We start from the raw sequence: 14,158 nt of genomic DNA, 5'->3' as shown, positions 1-14,158 counted from the left end.
TATTTGCATAGACAGGAAACGCTATGTGGTAGCGCTTGGGCTACAGCACCAGCTTGGCGGCAACGGCGGTCAGCGTCGTCGCCAGCAGCGCGCGCAGGAAGCGTTCCGGCACCGCGCGCGCGAGCATGGCCCCCAGGGTGATGCCGGGCAGCGAGCCGACGAGCAGGGTCAGCAGCAGCAGCCAGTCGATCGAGCCCAGCCACCAGTGGCCGAGCGCCGCGATGGCGGTGAGGGGGACCGCGTAGGCGATGTCGGTGCCGGCCACTTCGGCCGGGGTCAGCTTTGGATACAGGAACACCAGCAAGGTCGCGCCGATGGCGCCGGCGCCGATCGAGGACACCGTCACCAGCACGCCGAGCACGGCGCCCGCGACAATGGTGGCCGCCGCCAGGCTGCGGCCCTGCAGCTGGCGTTGCGGGTGGGCGTGGATCCAGGCCAGCAGCCGGCTGCGCAGCAGCAGCGCCAGCACGGTCAGCATGACCGAGACGGCGATCGTGTAGCGGATCACCTGGCCGAGTTCGGCGCTGAGCGCACCGAAGTAATTGAGCGCAATGGCCGCCAGCACGGCCGCGGGGAGCGCCCCCAGGCACAGGCGGCCGACGATCTGCCATTGCACGGTGCCGGTGAAGCGGTGGGTGATGGTGCCGGCGCTCTTGGTGATCGCGGCGAACGCGAGGTCGGTGCCGACCGCGACCGACGGCGAGACGCCGAACAGCAGGGTCAGCAAGGGGGTCATCAGCGAACCGCCGCCGACTCCGGTCATGCCAACCAACAAGCCTACCCCGAATCCTGCCATCACATACATCATCGACATACCAAGCTCTCCCGTGGCGCACAGGGTAAGGCGCAGGCTGCCGTTTTCCAAACGACAGCTTTCTCATTTGCTTATGCGGAGATATTCGATGCCGGGCACACGTCAAGCCCGACGCGTTGCCAGATTTTCACGAAAAAGCGGCGAACCTGGCAGGGCCGGGTTCGCCGCTGTCGGCGCGATCGCGGTGACAGGGCGGCGGGGCCGCCCGTCGGTGCCGGATTACTTGTTCGGCTGCGGGGTCAGGCGCAGGTAGGGACGTGGCGCCTCGAAGCCTTTCGGATACTTCTGCTTGATGACGTCGGGATCGGTGACGGTCAGCGGGATGATGACGTGATCGCCATCCTTCCAGTTGCCCGGCGTGGCGACGGTATAGCCGTCGGTCAGTTGCAAGGCGTCGATCACGCGCAGCACTTCGTCGAAGTTGCGGCCGGTGCTCATCGGATAGGTGATGGTCAGGCGGACTTTCTTGTTCGGGTCGATCACGAACAGCGAGCGCACGGTGGCGGTGGCCGACTGCTCTGGATGGATCATGTCGTACAGGGTCGAGACCGAGCGGTCGGCATCGGCCACGATCGGGAAACCGACCACGGTCTGCTGGGTTTCCTCGATGTCCTTGATCCAGTCGACGTGCTTGTCGGCCGCGTCCACCGACAGCGCGATCGCCTTGACATTGCGCTTGTCGAACTCGGGCTTGAGCTTGGCGGTCAGGCCCAGTTCGGTCGTGCACACCGGCGTGAAGTCGGCCGGGTGCGAGAACAGCACCACCCACGAATCGCCCGCCCACTCGTGAAAGCGGATCTTGCCGATGCTGGAATCCTGCTCGAAGTCGGGCGCGGTGTCGCCGAGGCGTAAAGTCATAGTCTTCTCCATGGTTGGTTCACAAATTTTCGCCGCAGGCATGTGCCCGCGGCACGCCGCCAACAGGGGCGGCTCCTGATATCAACGCGCCATCCGCGCGGATGGCTTCACACAAAGCGGTTATAGAGTACGACGGCCCAGGTCGCGAACGCCAGCAGCAAGGTCAAGGCCACGGCGGCGCTGCCCAGGTCCTTGGCGGCCTTCGACAAGGGATGGCGCTCGAGCGAGATGCGGTCGACCACCGCCTCGATTGCCGAGTTGATCAGCTCGATGATCAGCACCACCACCAGCACGCCGATCAGCGCCAGCTTCTGGAAGCCGGATACCGGCAGCAGCAGCGCCAGGATGCTGGCCACCACGATCAGCACCAGCTCCTGCCTGAAGGCCGCTTCGCTGCGCCAGGCCCAGCGCACACCGTCCCAGGTATTACGGCAGGCCGCGCCAATGCGTTCGAGGCCACGCAAGGTCTTGAATTCGCTGATCGGGTTTTCCATCGTCTCACACAGTGGATGCGGGAACAGCATTATGCCGCGTCCAGAGGCAGGATGTGGCAAACCAGCCAAGTTTGCAAGTCGGCGTTTGCACGCTCGTTTCACATCATGGTATAAAGTGAAGGATACTGCACTGCACCAACCACATCATGAAAATGGAAACGCCCACTCCAGCAGCAGCCAAGACGTCGATCCAGGTCATCGAGCGCATGATGGCGCTGCTCGATGCCCTGGCAAGTTATTCCGACCCGGTCAGCCTCAAGGAATTGTCGCGTGTATCGGGCCTGCACCCGTCCACCGCGCACCGGATCCTGAACGATATGGTGGTCACGCGCTTCGTCGACCGGGTCGAGCCGGGCACCTACCGCCTCGGCATGCGCCTGCTCGAACTGGGCAATGTGGTCAAGAGCCGCCTGTCGGTGCGCGAAGCGGCGCTCGACGCCATGCGCGCCCTGCACCGCAAGACCCAGCAGACGGTCAACCTGTCGGTGCGCCAGGGCGACGAGATCGTGTACATCGACCGCGCATTTTCGGAGCGCTCCGGGATGCAGGTGGTGCGCGCCATCGGCGGGCGCGGCCCGCTGCACCTGACCTCGACCGGCAAGCTGTTCTTGTCGGTCGACGACCTCAAGGCGATCCGCGCCTATTCCACCCGCACCGGCCTTGCCGGCCACACACGCAACTCGATCACCGAACTGGCGCGGCTGGAACGCGAACTGAGCCTGGTGCGCGCGCGCGGCTATGCGCGCGACAACGAAGAGCTCGAACTGGGCGTACGCTGCATGGCGGCCGGCATCCATGACGACAGCGGCAAGCTGGTGGCGGGATTATCGATCTCGGCCCCGGCCGACCGCCTGCAAGAGGATTGGCTGGAAGACCTGGTGCAGACGGCGGCGCGGATTTCGTCGACGCTCGGTTATCGGCCAGCGGCCAACGCATAAGCCCCACCCGGCGCGGGCGAAAACGACGGGTGAATGGCGGGGACGACGGGTCAATGCCCGCAACGACGGGGCATTGACGCGAACGACGGCGTTAACACGAGCGACGGCGTCAATGCGGCAAGCGCGGCGCGCTGGCCGTGATCGTCGGCGTGCGCACCGCATCGACATCCATGCGGTCTGGCAGCGATTCGATCCAGCGGCGGATACGGCCGGCATCGGCGGTACGCGACATCTTGCCTTTCGAATCCAGGAACACCATCACCACATTGCGTCCATGGATCATGGCCTGCATCACCAGGCAGCGCCCCGCTTCGTTGATGAAACCAGTCTTTTGCAGGCCGATATTCCAGTCCGGGAGCGACACCAGGTAATTGGTATTGGCATAGTGCATGGTGCGGCCGCTGGCCTGCACGGTCGATTTCGGCGTGGTGGAGAATTCGCGCAATACCGGATTTTCGTGCGCCGCCACCACCAGCTTGACCAGGTCGCGCGCGCTCGACACATTGCGGCTCGACAGGCCGCTGGTATCGACATAGTGGGTGTCTTCCATGCCGAGCTGGCGCGCCTTGGCGTTCATTGCCGCGACGAAGGCCTCCTTGCCGCCCGGGTAGTTGCGGCCGAGCGCCGACGCGGCGCGGTTCTCGGAACTCATGAGGGTGATGTGCAGCAGTTCGCGGCGCGTCATGCGCGCGCCGACCGGCAGGCGCGAGCTGCTGTATTTGAGACGGTCGACGTCGGCGTCGGTCACGCGCAACACCTCGTCGAGGTCTTGCTTGGCGTCCATCACGACCATGCCGGTCATCAGCTTGGTGATCGAGGCGATCGGCAGTGCCACGTCGGCGTTCTTCTCGAACAGCACTTCGGCGCTGTTCTGGTCGACCACATAGGCCACGTTCGAGCGCAGCGACAGCGGGTCGGATGTCTTGTTGAGGCCAGCTGCGTCGCCTGCCGTCAGGGCGGCGGCGGCGACCGCGGCGGTGCGGACCGGATGGTAGGTGACGACGCGCTTGCCCTTGACCGTGCGCACCCGACGCACCATGCGCTGGCCATTGGCCGGCGCGCTCGCCATTTCCTTGCGCTTGGTGGTGCGCTTGGCCTTGGTGGCTTTGCGCTTGGGCTTTTTCTTGGCGGCCTTGGTGGGCTTGGCCTTTTGCGCTTTTTCAGTGGCGCCGGCGCCTGCGCCCGCCCCTGCTCCCGAGGCCTGCATCGGAGCAATAGCGAACAAAGCGGCCACAACTGCTGCCAAAGCGAGTTTGAACATCGAAAAGCCCCTGGACCGAACTGATGAGATACATATCGGAGTGTAGCGGAATGACGCACGATCGCAAGAAAAAATCACATTCTGTGCGGCAATAATCCCCTCAAAACCAACACACCTCGTCGGTGAAACTTTCGTTTGATATCAATGAGATATTGCTGTTTATTAGTTTACTCCATGAAGCGCGTAAACACATGGCTGGGTTCGCGCTCCGTTTGCAGCGAGTTCTCCACGCGGGCGGGATCGGCCCAGCCCAGCGCCATGCCGCACACGACCATCTCGTTCGCGGGCAACCCGAGTTCGGCTGCGATGATTCGATGATACTGCGTAAAGGCCGCTTGTGGGCAGGTGTCGAGTCCGCGCGCCCGCGCCGCCACCATGATGTTCTGCAGGAACATGCCATAGTCGAGCCAGGAACCCTGCTCCAGGATACGGTCGATCGTGAAGATCATCCCGACCGGGGCATCGAAGAAAGCGAAGTTGCGCGCATGCTGGGCCGCCATGCCGGCCTTGTTGTCGCGCGTCAGGCCCAGCAAACTGTAGAGATCCCAGCCGACCTTGCGGCGCCGGTCGATATAGGGCGAGACCCATTCGCGCGGATAGTAGGGATATTCCTCGCGGTGCGCGTCCGCCTGCGCCGGATCGGCGTAGGCCGCCAGGATGGCCTTCGACAGCCGGTCGCGCGCCGCGCCGGTTAGCACGTGTACTTTCCACGGCTGGGTATTGGTGCCGGACGGCGCGCGCGCCGCCACGTCCAGGATGCGCAGGATCTCGTCCCGCTCGACCGGCTTGTCGAGGAAAGCGCGGATCGAGCGGCGTGAGGTGATGGCGGCGTCGACGGCCGCCTGGCTGGGGGTCGAAATCATGGAGTCTCCCGTGGTTTGCGCACGACGAAGGCGACGCCGGTGACGGCCACCGCCATCCCGACCAGGCCCAGTGCGTTGAAGGCTTCGCCGAACAGCAGCCAGGCCATGATGGCCGTGGTCGGCGGGGTCAGGTACATCAGGCTCGTCACCTCGGTCGCCTGGCTGCGCCCGATGAGCTTGAAGAGCAGGAAGATCGCGCCGATCGACAGCGCGAACACCGACCACAGCCAGGCGATGACGAAGTCGGCGCTCCAGGTGATGGTCGAGAAGGCGGGGTCGAGGTCTTCCAGCCAGAGCGCGAGCGGCAGCAGCGCCAGCACGGTGGCGCCGAACTGGATCGCGGTGCCGCTGCGCAGGTCGAAGCGCGGGCAGAAACGGCGCTGGTACATGGTGCCGGCCGTGATGCTCAGCAGCGCGAACAGGCACAGGCCGAGGGCCGCGGGCGACAGGCCGGCCAGGCCGACCTTGGCATACACGACCAGGCCGACGCCGGACAGGCCGAGCAGCAGGCCCAGCCACTGTACAGGACGCACCCGCTCGCCGATCAGGGGCGCCGCCGCCGCGGTGAGGATCGGCTGCATGCCGACGATCAGGGCGGTCAGCCCGGCCGGCATGCCGAGCTTGATCGCCGCCCAGACACCGCCCAGGTAGCCGGCCTGCAGCAGCAGGCCCGAGACGGCGATGTGCCCGACCTGCCCGCGCGGCCAGGGCGCATGCCACACCAGCATCAAGGGCAGCAGCACCGCCAACACGCCCAGGCAGCGTACGATCAGGAAGGTCAGCGGCGGCGCATACGGCAGGCCGAGCTTGGCGACGATGAAGCCCGTGCTCCAGAGGAAGACGAAGAACAGCGGGACGGGGGACAGCCAGGAGCTGCCGGGCATGGTGGTGGCGTTGGTCGACATGGTCCTGGCGATGCGCCGTGGTAGTGCGCGGCGCTGATGAGTGAACAAGCGTGAAACACAAGCGCCGAGTCTAGCATGACCTCTGCCATGGGGTTTTGGTGCTTCCCGGAATGCATTAGCTTTGCGCTAGATCAATTGACTTTTATTGCATTAAATGCATTCAAGAAAATTATGTCTCTTGAATGGTGCATCGCATCAAAATCGCTTGACGCATCAAGCAAACTGACAGAAAATCTGCCCTGTTGCGGTGCACAAAAAGAGTTTCGTCGCGTTTTATTGAAGAACCTGTCTCACAGAGCAATAGTCCATTCTTGAAACGACATATTTGGAGAGCCACATGTTTGCAATCCCTGAACAGTTTTCGAACGCCACCAAGGCCAGCCTCGAATCGCAATTCGCCCTGTTTTCGTCGCTGACGACGAAAACCTTCGAAGGCGTGGAGAAGCTGGTTGAACTGAACCTCAGCACGGCCCGTTCGACGCTGGAAGATTCGTCCGCCGTCGCCCGCCAACTGCTGGGTGCCAAAGACCCGCAAGAATTCTTCTCGCTGACCGCCTCGCAGGCCCAGCCGAGCGCCGAGAAAGCCCTGGCCTACAGCCGCCAGCTGGCCTCGATCGCCACCGGCACCGGCGCCGAATTCTCGAAAGCCGCCGAAAGCCAGATCGTCGAAGCCAACCGCAAGGTGATCTCGCTGGTCGACGAAGTGAGCAAGAACGCCCCTGCCGGTTCGGAGAACTTCGTCGCCGCCGTCAAGACCGCGATCAGCAACGCCAACGCCGGTTACGAGCAATTCAGCAAGACCTCGAAGCAGGCGGTCGAAGCGCTGGAAACCAATATGAACGCAGCCGTGTCGCAATTTTCTGCAACTGCTGCCAAAGCTGGCAACGCTGCAAGCGCCGCGACGGCTGCGGCTGCGGCGTAGGTTGACGGGCTCCCCGTCCACGCGTTGATCGTAGGGGTGGACGGGGTCCCCGTCCACGCGTTGATCGTAGGGTGGACGGGGTCCCCGTCCACGCGTTGATCGTTGGCAGGTAGTTCCCCCGGCGCGAAATCGCCACCGATAACCATCACCGCGTGGACGGCAGAGCCGTCCACCCTACAAAAAAGGGCCGGGGACGCGCGAGCGTCTCCGGCCCTTTTTATTGTCGATCGCTTTCACTCACCCAGATACGCCGCCTGCACCCTCGGATCGTCGAGCATGTCGCGCGCACTGCCGGTCATCGTGATCGCCCCCGAATCCATCACATAACCGCGGTGCGCGGCCTGCAGCGCCAGCTTGGCGTTCTGCTCCACCAGCAGGATCGTGATGCCCTGCCGCGACACGTCGCGGATCACCTCGAAGATCTTCTCGACCATGATCGGCGCCAGGCCCATCGACGGTTCGTCCAGCAGCAGCAGGGTCGGATGGCTCATCAGCGCGCGCGCCATCGCCAGCATCTGCTGCTCGCCGCCCGACAGGGTACCGGCCGGCTGGCTTGACCGTTCCTTCAAACGGGGGAACACCGTGTACCACTTCTCGATGTCGGCCTCGATCCCGGCCTTGTCGTCGCGCGTGTAGGCGCCCATCAACAGGTTCTCGTGGATCGACATGCGGGTGAACACGCCCCGCCCTTCCGGCACCATGGCCAGCTTTTGCCGGACCATGCGGAACGACTGCGTGCCGCGCAGCGGCTGGCCCAGGTAACTGATGTCGCCTTCCACCTTGCACGGCGGGAGCGTGCCGGTGATGGCTTTCAGGGTCGTGGTCTTGCCGGCGCCGTTGGCGCCGATCAGCGTCACCAGCTCGCCCTTTGCGACCTCCAGGTCGACGCCCTTGACCGCCTTGATGCCGCCATAGGCGACCTTCAGGCCGGCGATTTTCAGTACGGTATCGACCATCAGTGGGCTCCTCCAAGGTAGGCGTCGATCACGGCCTGGTTCTTCTGGATCTCGCTTGGCAGGCCTTCGGCGATCTGCTTGCCATATTCGAGCACCGTGATGCGGTCGCACAGGCCCATCATGAGCTTGACGTCGTGCTCGATCAGCAGCACGGTCCGGCCCTCGGCCTTGATTTTTACCAGCAGCTCGCGCAGCGCCAGCTTCTCGGTCGCGTTCATGCCCGCTGCCGGTTCGTCCAGCGCCAGCAGTTGCGGATCGGTCGCCAGCGCGCGCGCGATTTCCAGGCGGCGCTGGTCGCCGTACGACAGGAACCTGGCGGTGCGGTTGGCGAATTGGCCGATGCCCACGAAGTCGAGCAGTTCCTGCGCGCGCAGGCGGATCGCCGCTTCCTCGATGCGCGCCGCCTTGTGGCGCAGGATCGCGCCCAGCAAGCCTTGCCTGGTGCGCACGTGGCGGCCGACCATCACGTTTTCCAGCGCGCTCATCTCGCCGAACAGACGGATGTTCTGGAAGGTGCGCGCGATGCCGGCCTTGGCCACGTCGTGCGGCGCCGATGGCGAGTACGGCTTGCCGGCCAATTCGAAGGTGCCGCTGTCCGGCTGGTACAGGCCCGTGATCACGTTGAAGAAGGTGGTTTTTCCGGCGCCGTTGGGGCCGATCAGGCCATAGATCTGGCCCTGCATGATCCGGATGCCGACGTCGGTCAGGGCCTGCAGGCCGCCGAAGCGCTTGTTGACGCCCTGGATATCGAGAAGGATTGGTTGGCTCATGGTCTGTTTGCTCATCGCGCGGTCGACGCTTCTTCTTCCTCGCGCGCCAGGGCGGCGTTCGGGCGCTCTTCCTTGTTCGGCGACGGCCACAGGCCGGCCGGGCGCACCAGCATGATCAGCACCAGCGCCAGGCCGTACAGCAGCTGGCGCAGCACCTCGGCCTCGATGATCACCTTGCCGAACAGCGCCTGCTGCGCTGGATCGACCACATGGCGCAGCACTTCGGGCAATGCCGCGAGCAGCACGCCGCCCAGCACCACGCCCGGGATGTGGCCGATGCCGCCCAGGACCACCATCGCCAGCACGGCGATCGACTCGGTCAGCGAGAACGATTCGGGCGACACGAAACCCTGGAAGGCGCCGAACATCGCGCCCGCCACGCCGCCGAACGAGGCGCCCATGGCAAAGGCCAGCAGCTTGACGTTGCGGGTATTGATGCCCATCGCCTTGGCCGCGATCTCGTCTTCGCGGATCGCCACCCAGGCCCGGCCCAGGCGCGAATGCTGCAGGCGGCCGGTGATGAAGATGGTCGCGATCACCAGCGCCAGGAACAAAAAATAATAGGCGTTCACCGACGGCATCGCATAAGCGCCGATCATGACCGTGGCGTTGGACCCCGGCTCACCCGCCAGCGACACGCCGAACACGCGGATCGGATCGATCATATTGATCCCCTGCGGCCCGTTGGTGAAGTTGATCGGGTCGTTCAGGTTGTTCATGAAGATGCGGATGATCTCGCCGAAGCCCAGGGTCACGATGGCGAGGTAGTCGCCGCGCAGTTTCAAGGTCGGGGCGCCCAGCAGCGCGCCGCACAGGGCGGCGAACAGCGCCGCCAGCGGCACGATGGCCCACAGCGACAGGTGGATGCCGTCTTGCGCGATCTCGGGACCGAAGAAGGCCACCAGCGCTTCGCCGACGGCCGGCGAATAATAGATCAGCGACTCGAGCAGCGCCGCGAACTGCGGCGACGCGAACAGGCCGACCAGGTAGGCGCCGACGGCGAAGAAGGCGATATAGCCCAGGTCGAGCAGGCCGGCGAAGCCGACCACGATGTTCAGGCCCAGCGCCAGCATGATGTACAGCAGCGCGATGTCGATGATGCGTACCCACGAGTTGCCGAACTGCGAGGCGACGAATGGGAAGATCAGCATCAGGATCAGCACCGCCGCCATGCTGATATAGGCCTGGCGCGGCTTGTGCTGGGTGTCGAAGGTCAGCAGTGCCATGGTGTTCTCCTTGGGGTCAGGCGCGGTCGGCCACGCGCTCGCCCATGATGCCGGACGGACGCAGGGTCAGGACCAGGATCAGCACCACGAAGGCGAAGATGTCCTGGTAGTGGCTGCCGAGGAAGCCGCCGGTCAGGTCGCCGATATAGCCGGCGCCGAGCGCTTCGATAATCCCCAGCAGCAGGCCGCCGAGCATGGCGCCATAGATGTTGCCGATCCCGCCCAGCACCGCGGCGCAGAAGGCTTTCAACCCGGGCAGCACGCCCATGGTGAAGGTGATCGACGCATAGTTGGCGCCCCACATCACGCCGGCGACGGCCGCCAGCGCGGCGCCGATGGCGAAGGTGGCGACGATCACGCGGTTCGCGTCCACGCCCATCAGGCCGGCCACGCGCGGGTTCTCGGCCACGGCGCGCATCGCGCGGCCCATCCTGGTGCGCTCGACCAGCAGCACCAGGGCGCCCATGGCGACGGCGGCCAGCACCAGCAGCAGTACCTGCGTCTGCGAGATCATGGCGCCGCCGACCAAGATCGGTTCGGACGAGAGCAGTTGCGGGAACGGGATCGGGCTGCGGCCCCAGATCATCATGGCGAAGGTCTGCAGCAGGATCGAGACGCCGATCGCCGTGATCAGCGGCGCCAGGCGCGGCGCATTGCGCAGGCGGCGGTAGGCGACGCGCTCGATCAGGATGCTGACCAGCATGGTCAGAGGAATCGCCCCCAGGATGGCGAGCGCCAGCTGTACATAGCCGGGCAGGCCGGGAACGTAAGCCTCCAATAATTGCAGGATCGTCAGGCCGATCATGGCGCCGATCATGAGCACGTCGCCGTGGGCGAAGTTGATCAGGTTGAGCACGCCATACACCATCGTGTAGCCGAGCGCGACCAGCGCATACATGCTGCCCAGCACCAAGCCGTTCAGTAGCTGTTGGATAAAGGTTTCCATCGTTTCGCCTGTTTAATCTGCCTTGCAAAAAAACGGCACTGCGGGATGTCCCCCGAAGTGCCGCTCATGGTCGCCAGCTCCATGACTATTTTTCCGAGCGCCGACATCTTAACTTGGCTTTTGGAAAACTAATCACGGTAAATCAGCGCTGTAGCAAATTTTGTTTTCTGGCTATTCGATAAATAATGTTCAGGCTGCCGGCAAAGACGGCTCAGGACGTACGCCGTCCAGGCCTTTCGGCAGCGGGAAAGTCACATGCTCCTCGACGCCTTCGAGTGCGCGCACGCTGGCCGCGCCCAGTTCCTTGAGGCGGTCGATCACGGCTTGCACCAGCACCTCGGGCGCCGAGGCGCCGGCGGTGACGCCAACCCGCTTCTTGCCTTCGATCCAGCCCGGGTCGATCTTGGCCGCGTTGTCGACCATGTACGCCGGCGTGCCCATCTTCTCGGCCACTTCGCGCAGGCGGTTCGAGTTCGAGCTGTTCGGGCTGCCCACGACGACCACGACCTCGACCTGCGGCGCCATGAATTTGACGGCTTCCTGGCGGTTGGTGGTGGCGTAGCAGATATCGCCCTTCTTCGGCTCGATGATGTTCGGGAAGCGCGCCTTGAGCGCGGCGATGATGTCGAGCGTGTCGTCGACCGACAGCGTGGTTTGCGAGACATAGGCGAGCAAATCGGGATTGCGCACTTGCAGCGCCTGCACGTCCGCGACCGTCTCGACCAGGTGCATGCCTTCTTCGGCCTGGCCCATCGTGCCTTCGACTTCGGGGTGACCGTCGTGGCCGATCATGATGATCTCGGCGCCCTGCTTGCGCATCTTCGCCACTTCGACGTGGACCTTGGTCACCAGCGGGCAGGTGGCGTCGAAAATGGTCAGCCCGCGCGCCTCGGCATCGGCGCGCACGGCTTTCGAGACGCCGTGGGCCGAGAATACGAGCGTGTTACCCGGCGGAACGTCTTCGAGTTCCTCGATGAAGATCGCGCCCTTGTTGCGCAGGTCTTCGACCACGTAGGCGTTGTGCACGATCTCGTGGCGTACATAGATCGGCGCGCCGAATTGTTTGAGGGCGCGCTCGACGATCTCGATCGCGCGGTCCACGCCGGCGCAAAAGCCGCGCGGCTGGGCCAGCAGAATTTCGTTTTCCATCATTGTTCCTTCGCTTGCGCCTACGTCTTTATTAGAGCACCGAAATCAGTTTGACTTCAAATTGCAGGGCGCGGCCGGCCATCGGGTGATTGAAGTCGAACAGGGCCGAATCGTCGCGCATTTCGAGCAGCACGCCGGCGAAGCGGCCGCCCTTCGGCGCATTGAACTCGACCACTTCGCCCACGTTGTACTCGGCGCCAGGCACCGAATTGTCTTCCAGGGTCGCCTTCGACACTGACTGGATCAGTTCCGGGTTGCGCTCGCCGAACGCCTCGGCAGCGCTGAGCTCGAAGGTCTGGTGCGTGCCTTCCGGCAGGCCGATCAGGCGCTGTTCGAGGAACGGCGCCAGCTGGCCCTGGCCCAGCAGCAAGGTGGCCGGGGTGCCATTGAAGGTCGTGACCACATCGGAACCACCGGCAACTGCCAGGCGGTAATGCAGGGTCAGGTAAGAGGATTCGTTGACGACGGGAGCGGCGTTGGACATGTTCTTTGTGGTTGCAGGCATACCTGATCAGGCAAACCGCTATTGTAAGCCACGCACGCGGCTTGCGCCTTGGCTGCCTCTTTTTTTGGCGAGGAATCAAACATGGGAATTTGCGACTGGCCCGAACAAGACCGCCCCCGCGAGCGCCTGCTGCGCGAGGGGCCGGCGGCGCTGTCGGATACCGAACTGCTGGCCATCTTCCTGCGCGTGGGCGTGGCCGGCAAGAGCGCCGTGGCCCTGGCCGGCGACACGCTCGCTCACTTCGGCTCGCTGCACCGGCTGCTGCATGCCGATTCGGGCGAATTCGGCCGGCTGCACGGGCTCGGGCCGGCCAAGTATGCCCAGTTGCAGGCCGCGCTCGAGCTTGCCCGGCGCGCGGTGGCCGAGCAGTTTCGCCGTGAAGCACTGTGCTCGCCCGAAACGGTGCGCCACTACCTGCGCAGCCAGTTCGCGCTGCAGACGCATGAATCGTTCGTGGTGCTGTTCCTGGATGTAAAGAACCGCCTGATCAATTGCGAGGAAATGTTCAGGGGAACGCTGACCCATACCAGCGTGTATCCGAGAGAGGTGGTCAAGGCGGCCTTGCGCAGGAATGCGGCGGCGGTGATCCTCGCGCACAACCATCCTTCGGGCGTGGCCGAGCCCAGCGAAGCCGACCTGCGGCTGACGAGCGCGCTGGTGCAGGCGCTGTTACTGGTCGATATCCGCGTGCTCGATCACTTCGTGGTGGCGGGCAACCAGGTGCATTCCTTTGCCGAGAGCGGCCAGTTGTGACGGATATGCGTCGCCCGGTCGCCGCATGCAGGTCCGGGTTTTTGCCTGATTTACATAGCGTAAACAGCGGGTTACAACACTCATCGGCAATTGTTAAATTTGTCCACCACATGGAGACACAATTGTTTTTCGTAAGTGATTGATTCCGCTTTGCTTTTCACGCTATACTCTCATTTTTCCAAGTTCGGAATATATCTAAGGAGTGCACTATGGCACGTGTTTGCCAAGTAACCGGCAAGGGTGTGATGGTTGGTAACAACGTCTCCCACGCTAACAACAAAACCAAGCGCCGTTTCCTGCCTAACCTGCAGAACCGTCGTATCTACGTCGAATCCGAAAACCGCTGGGTTTCGCTGCGTCTGTCGAACGCCGGCCTGCGCGTGATCGACAAGCTCGGCATCGACGTCGTGCTGGCCGACATGCGCGCCCGCGGCGAAAAAGTTTAATTAGGGAGCTATCATGGCAAAAACTGGCCGCGACAAAATCAAGCTGGAATCGACCGCAGGTACTGGTCACTTCTACACCACCACCAAGAACAAGCGCACGATGCCGGCGAAAATGGAAATCACCAAATTCGACCCGAAAGCACGTAAGCACGTGATCTACAAGGAAACCAAGATCAAGTAATCGATCTTGTTTCCCTGAAAAAGCCGCCGGCGCGCAAGCCTGGCGGCTTTTTTGTTGGCGATGTCACCGTTACCTATGGATGAATCCGATCGCGATGCGTAGCAATTGCTCGACAGAAGTAACTCGCCCACCATCGAGGGCCCACAGCCAACCCAGGTAATTCGGCAGGCG

17 protein-coding genes and 1 pseudogene are annotated in these 14,158 nt (G+C 63.6%); 5 read left to right on the top strand and 13 right to left on the bottom strand.

Features of this window, described 5'->3' with window-relative positions; all coding sequences use genetic code 11:
- Positions 1 to 40 precede the first annotated feature (40 nt).
- The 3 genes from AC56KW_RS15600 to AC56KW_RS15590 all read right to left on the bottom strand — a co-directional run bounded on the left by AC56KW_RS15600 (position 41) and on the right by AC56KW_RS15590 (position 2,166).
- The gene (locus tag AC56KW_RS15600) at positions 41 to 814 is read right to left on the bottom strand and encodes a sulfite exporter TauE/SafE family protein (RefSeq protein WP_497171590.1); all 774 of its coding nucleotides are present in this window, start codon (positions 812 to 814) and stop codon (positions 41 to 43) included.
- Positions 815 to 1,033: 219 nt separating this feature from the next.
- Positions 1,034 to 1,672, bottom strand: coding sequence for a peroxiredoxin (locus AC56KW_RS15595; protein WP_497171589.1), 639 nt, complete (start codon positions 1,670 to 1,672; stop codon positions 1,034 to 1,036).
- A 107-nt stretch (positions 1,673 to 1,779) separates the two neighbouring features.
- The gene (locus AC56KW_RS15590) at positions 1,780 to 2,166 is read right to left on the bottom strand and encodes a diacylglycerol kinase (RefSeq protein ID WP_497171588.1); all 387 of its coding nucleotides are present in this window, start codon (positions 2,164 to 2,166) and stop codon (positions 1,780 to 1,782) included.
- Between the two features lie 146 nt (positions 2,167 to 2,312).
- Here AC56KW_RS15590 and AC56KW_RS15585 point away from each other — a divergent pair, with 146 nt between their 5' ends.
- Entirely contained in the window at positions 2,313 to 3,104 is a 792-nt protein-coding gene (locus tag AC56KW_RS15585) for an IclR family transcriptional regulator (protein ID WP_497171587.1), read from the top strand.
- A gap of 109 nt (positions 3,105 to 3,213) precedes the next feature.
- Here the strand turns inward: AC56KW_RS15585 and pbpG are convergent, their stop codons facing one another.
- The 3 genes from pbpG to AC56KW_RS15570 form a co-directional block, all read right to left on the bottom strand.
- Positions 3,214 to 4,365 carry a D-alanyl-D-alanine endopeptidase gene (gene pbpG / locus AC56KW_RS15580; RefSeq protein WP_497171586.1) on the bottom strand — a complete coding sequence of 384 codons (1,152 nt, stop codon included), beginning with the start codon at positions 4,363 to 4,365 and terminating at the stop codon, positions 3,214 to 3,216.
- Between the two features lie 167 nt (positions 4,366 to 4,532).
- Positions 4,533 to 5,228 carry a nitroreductase gene (locus AC56KW_RS15575; protein ID WP_497171585.1) on the bottom strand — a complete coding sequence of 232 codons (696 nt, stop codon included), beginning with the start codon at positions 5,226 to 5,228 and terminating at the stop codon, positions 4,533 to 4,535.
- The gene (locus AC56KW_RS15570) at positions 5,225 to 6,133 is read right to left on the bottom strand and encodes a DMT family transporter (protein ID WP_497171584.1); all 909 of its coding nucleotides are present in this window, start codon (positions 6,131 to 6,133) and stop codon (positions 5,225 to 5,227) included. Before AC56KW_RS15570 ends, AC56KW_RS15575 begins: the two co-directional genes overlap by 4 nt.
- Before the next feature lie 337 nt (positions 6,134 to 6,470).
- Between AC56KW_RS15570 and AC56KW_RS15565 the strand changes: the two genes are divergently transcribed.
- Entirely contained in the window at positions 6,471 to 7,055 is a 585-nt protein-coding gene (locus AC56KW_RS15565) for a phasin family protein (protein WP_497171583.1), read from the top strand.
- A 233-nt stretch (positions 7,056 to 7,288) separates the two neighbouring features.
- On the opposite strand, the gene AC56KW_RS15560 is transcribed toward AC56KW_RS15565, so the two are convergent.
- The 6 genes from AC56KW_RS15560 to AC56KW_RS15535 all read right to left on the bottom strand — a co-directional run bounded on the left by AC56KW_RS15560 (position 7,289) and on the right by AC56KW_RS15535 (position 12,586).
- Positions 7,289 to 8,011 carry an ABC transporter ATP-binding protein gene (locus tag AC56KW_RS15560; protein ID WP_497171582.1) on the bottom strand — a complete coding sequence of 241 codons (723 nt, stop codon included), beginning with the start codon at positions 8,009 to 8,011 and terminating at the stop codon, positions 7,289 to 7,291.
- Positions 8,011 to 8,781, bottom strand: a complete 771-nt coding sequence (locus AC56KW_RS15555) for an ABC transporter ATP-binding protein (RefSeq protein WP_497171581.1) — start codon at positions 8,779 to 8,781, stop codon at positions 8,011 to 8,013. Before AC56KW_RS15555 ends, AC56KW_RS15560 begins: the two co-directional genes overlap by 1 nt.
- Positions 8,782 to 8,792: 11 nt before the next feature.
- The gene (locus AC56KW_RS15550; RefSeq protein ID WP_497171580.1) at positions 8,793 to 10,007 is read right to left on the bottom strand and encodes an ABC transporter permease subunit; all 1,215 of its coding nucleotides are present in this window, start codon (positions 10,005 to 10,007) and stop codon (positions 8,793 to 8,795) included.
- Between the two features lie 16 nt (positions 10,008 to 10,023).
- Positions 10,024 to 10,953, bottom strand: a complete 930-nt coding sequence (locus tag AC56KW_RS15545) for a branched-chain amino acid ABC transporter permease (protein ID WP_497171579.1) — start codon at positions 10,951 to 10,953, stop codon at positions 10,024 to 10,026.
- Between the two features lie 189 nt (positions 10,954 to 11,142).
- Positions 11,143 to 12,102 (bottom strand): 4-hydroxy-3-methylbut-2-enyl diphosphate reductase, encoded by a 960-nt coding sequence (gene ispH / locus AC56KW_RS15540; protein WP_497171578.1) that lies wholly within the window; start codon positions 12,100 to 12,102, stop codon positions 11,143 to 11,145.
- A 31-nt stretch (positions 12,103 to 12,133) separates the two neighbouring features.
- Positions 12,134 to 12,586, bottom strand: a complete 453-nt coding sequence (locus AC56KW_RS15535; RefSeq protein WP_497171577.1) for an FKBP-type peptidyl-prolyl cis-trans isomerase — start codon at positions 12,584 to 12,586, stop codon at positions 12,134 to 12,136.
- 102 nt (positions 12,587 to 12,688) lie between these two features.
- Between AC56KW_RS15535 and radC the strand changes: the two genes are divergently transcribed.
- From radC to rpmG, 3 genes are all read left to right on the top strand, one after another.
- Positions 12,689 to 13,360 (top strand): RadC family protein, encoded by a 672-nt coding sequence (gene radC / locus AC56KW_RS15530; RefSeq protein ID WP_497171576.1) that lies wholly within the window; start codon positions 12,689 to 12,691, stop codon positions 13,358 to 13,360.
- A gap of 209 nt (positions 13,361 to 13,569) precedes the next feature.
- Positions 13,570 to 13,806, top strand: coding sequence for a 50S ribosomal protein L28 (gene rpmB, locus AC56KW_RS15525; protein ID WP_123069134.1), 237 nt, complete (start codon positions 13,570 to 13,572; stop codon positions 13,804 to 13,806).
- Positions 13,807 to 13,819: 13 nt separating this feature from the next.
- A complete protein-coding gene (gene rpmG, locus AC56KW_RS15520; protein WP_005665735.1) occupies positions 13,820 to 13,987 on the top strand; it encodes a 50S ribosomal protein L33 in 168 nt (55 codons plus the stop codon).
- A gap of 69 nt (positions 13,988 to 14,056) precedes the next feature.
- Here rpmG and AC56KW_RS15515 read toward each other — a convergent pair.
- Positions 14,057 to 14,158 (bottom strand): annotated as a pseudogene (locus AC56KW_RS15515) (IS1595 family transposase); the annotation flags it as partial.

This window comes from Telluria sp. RT2P19 (genome assembly GCF_059685725.1).
This window is presented reverse-complemented; position numbering and strand designations above follow the sequence as displayed.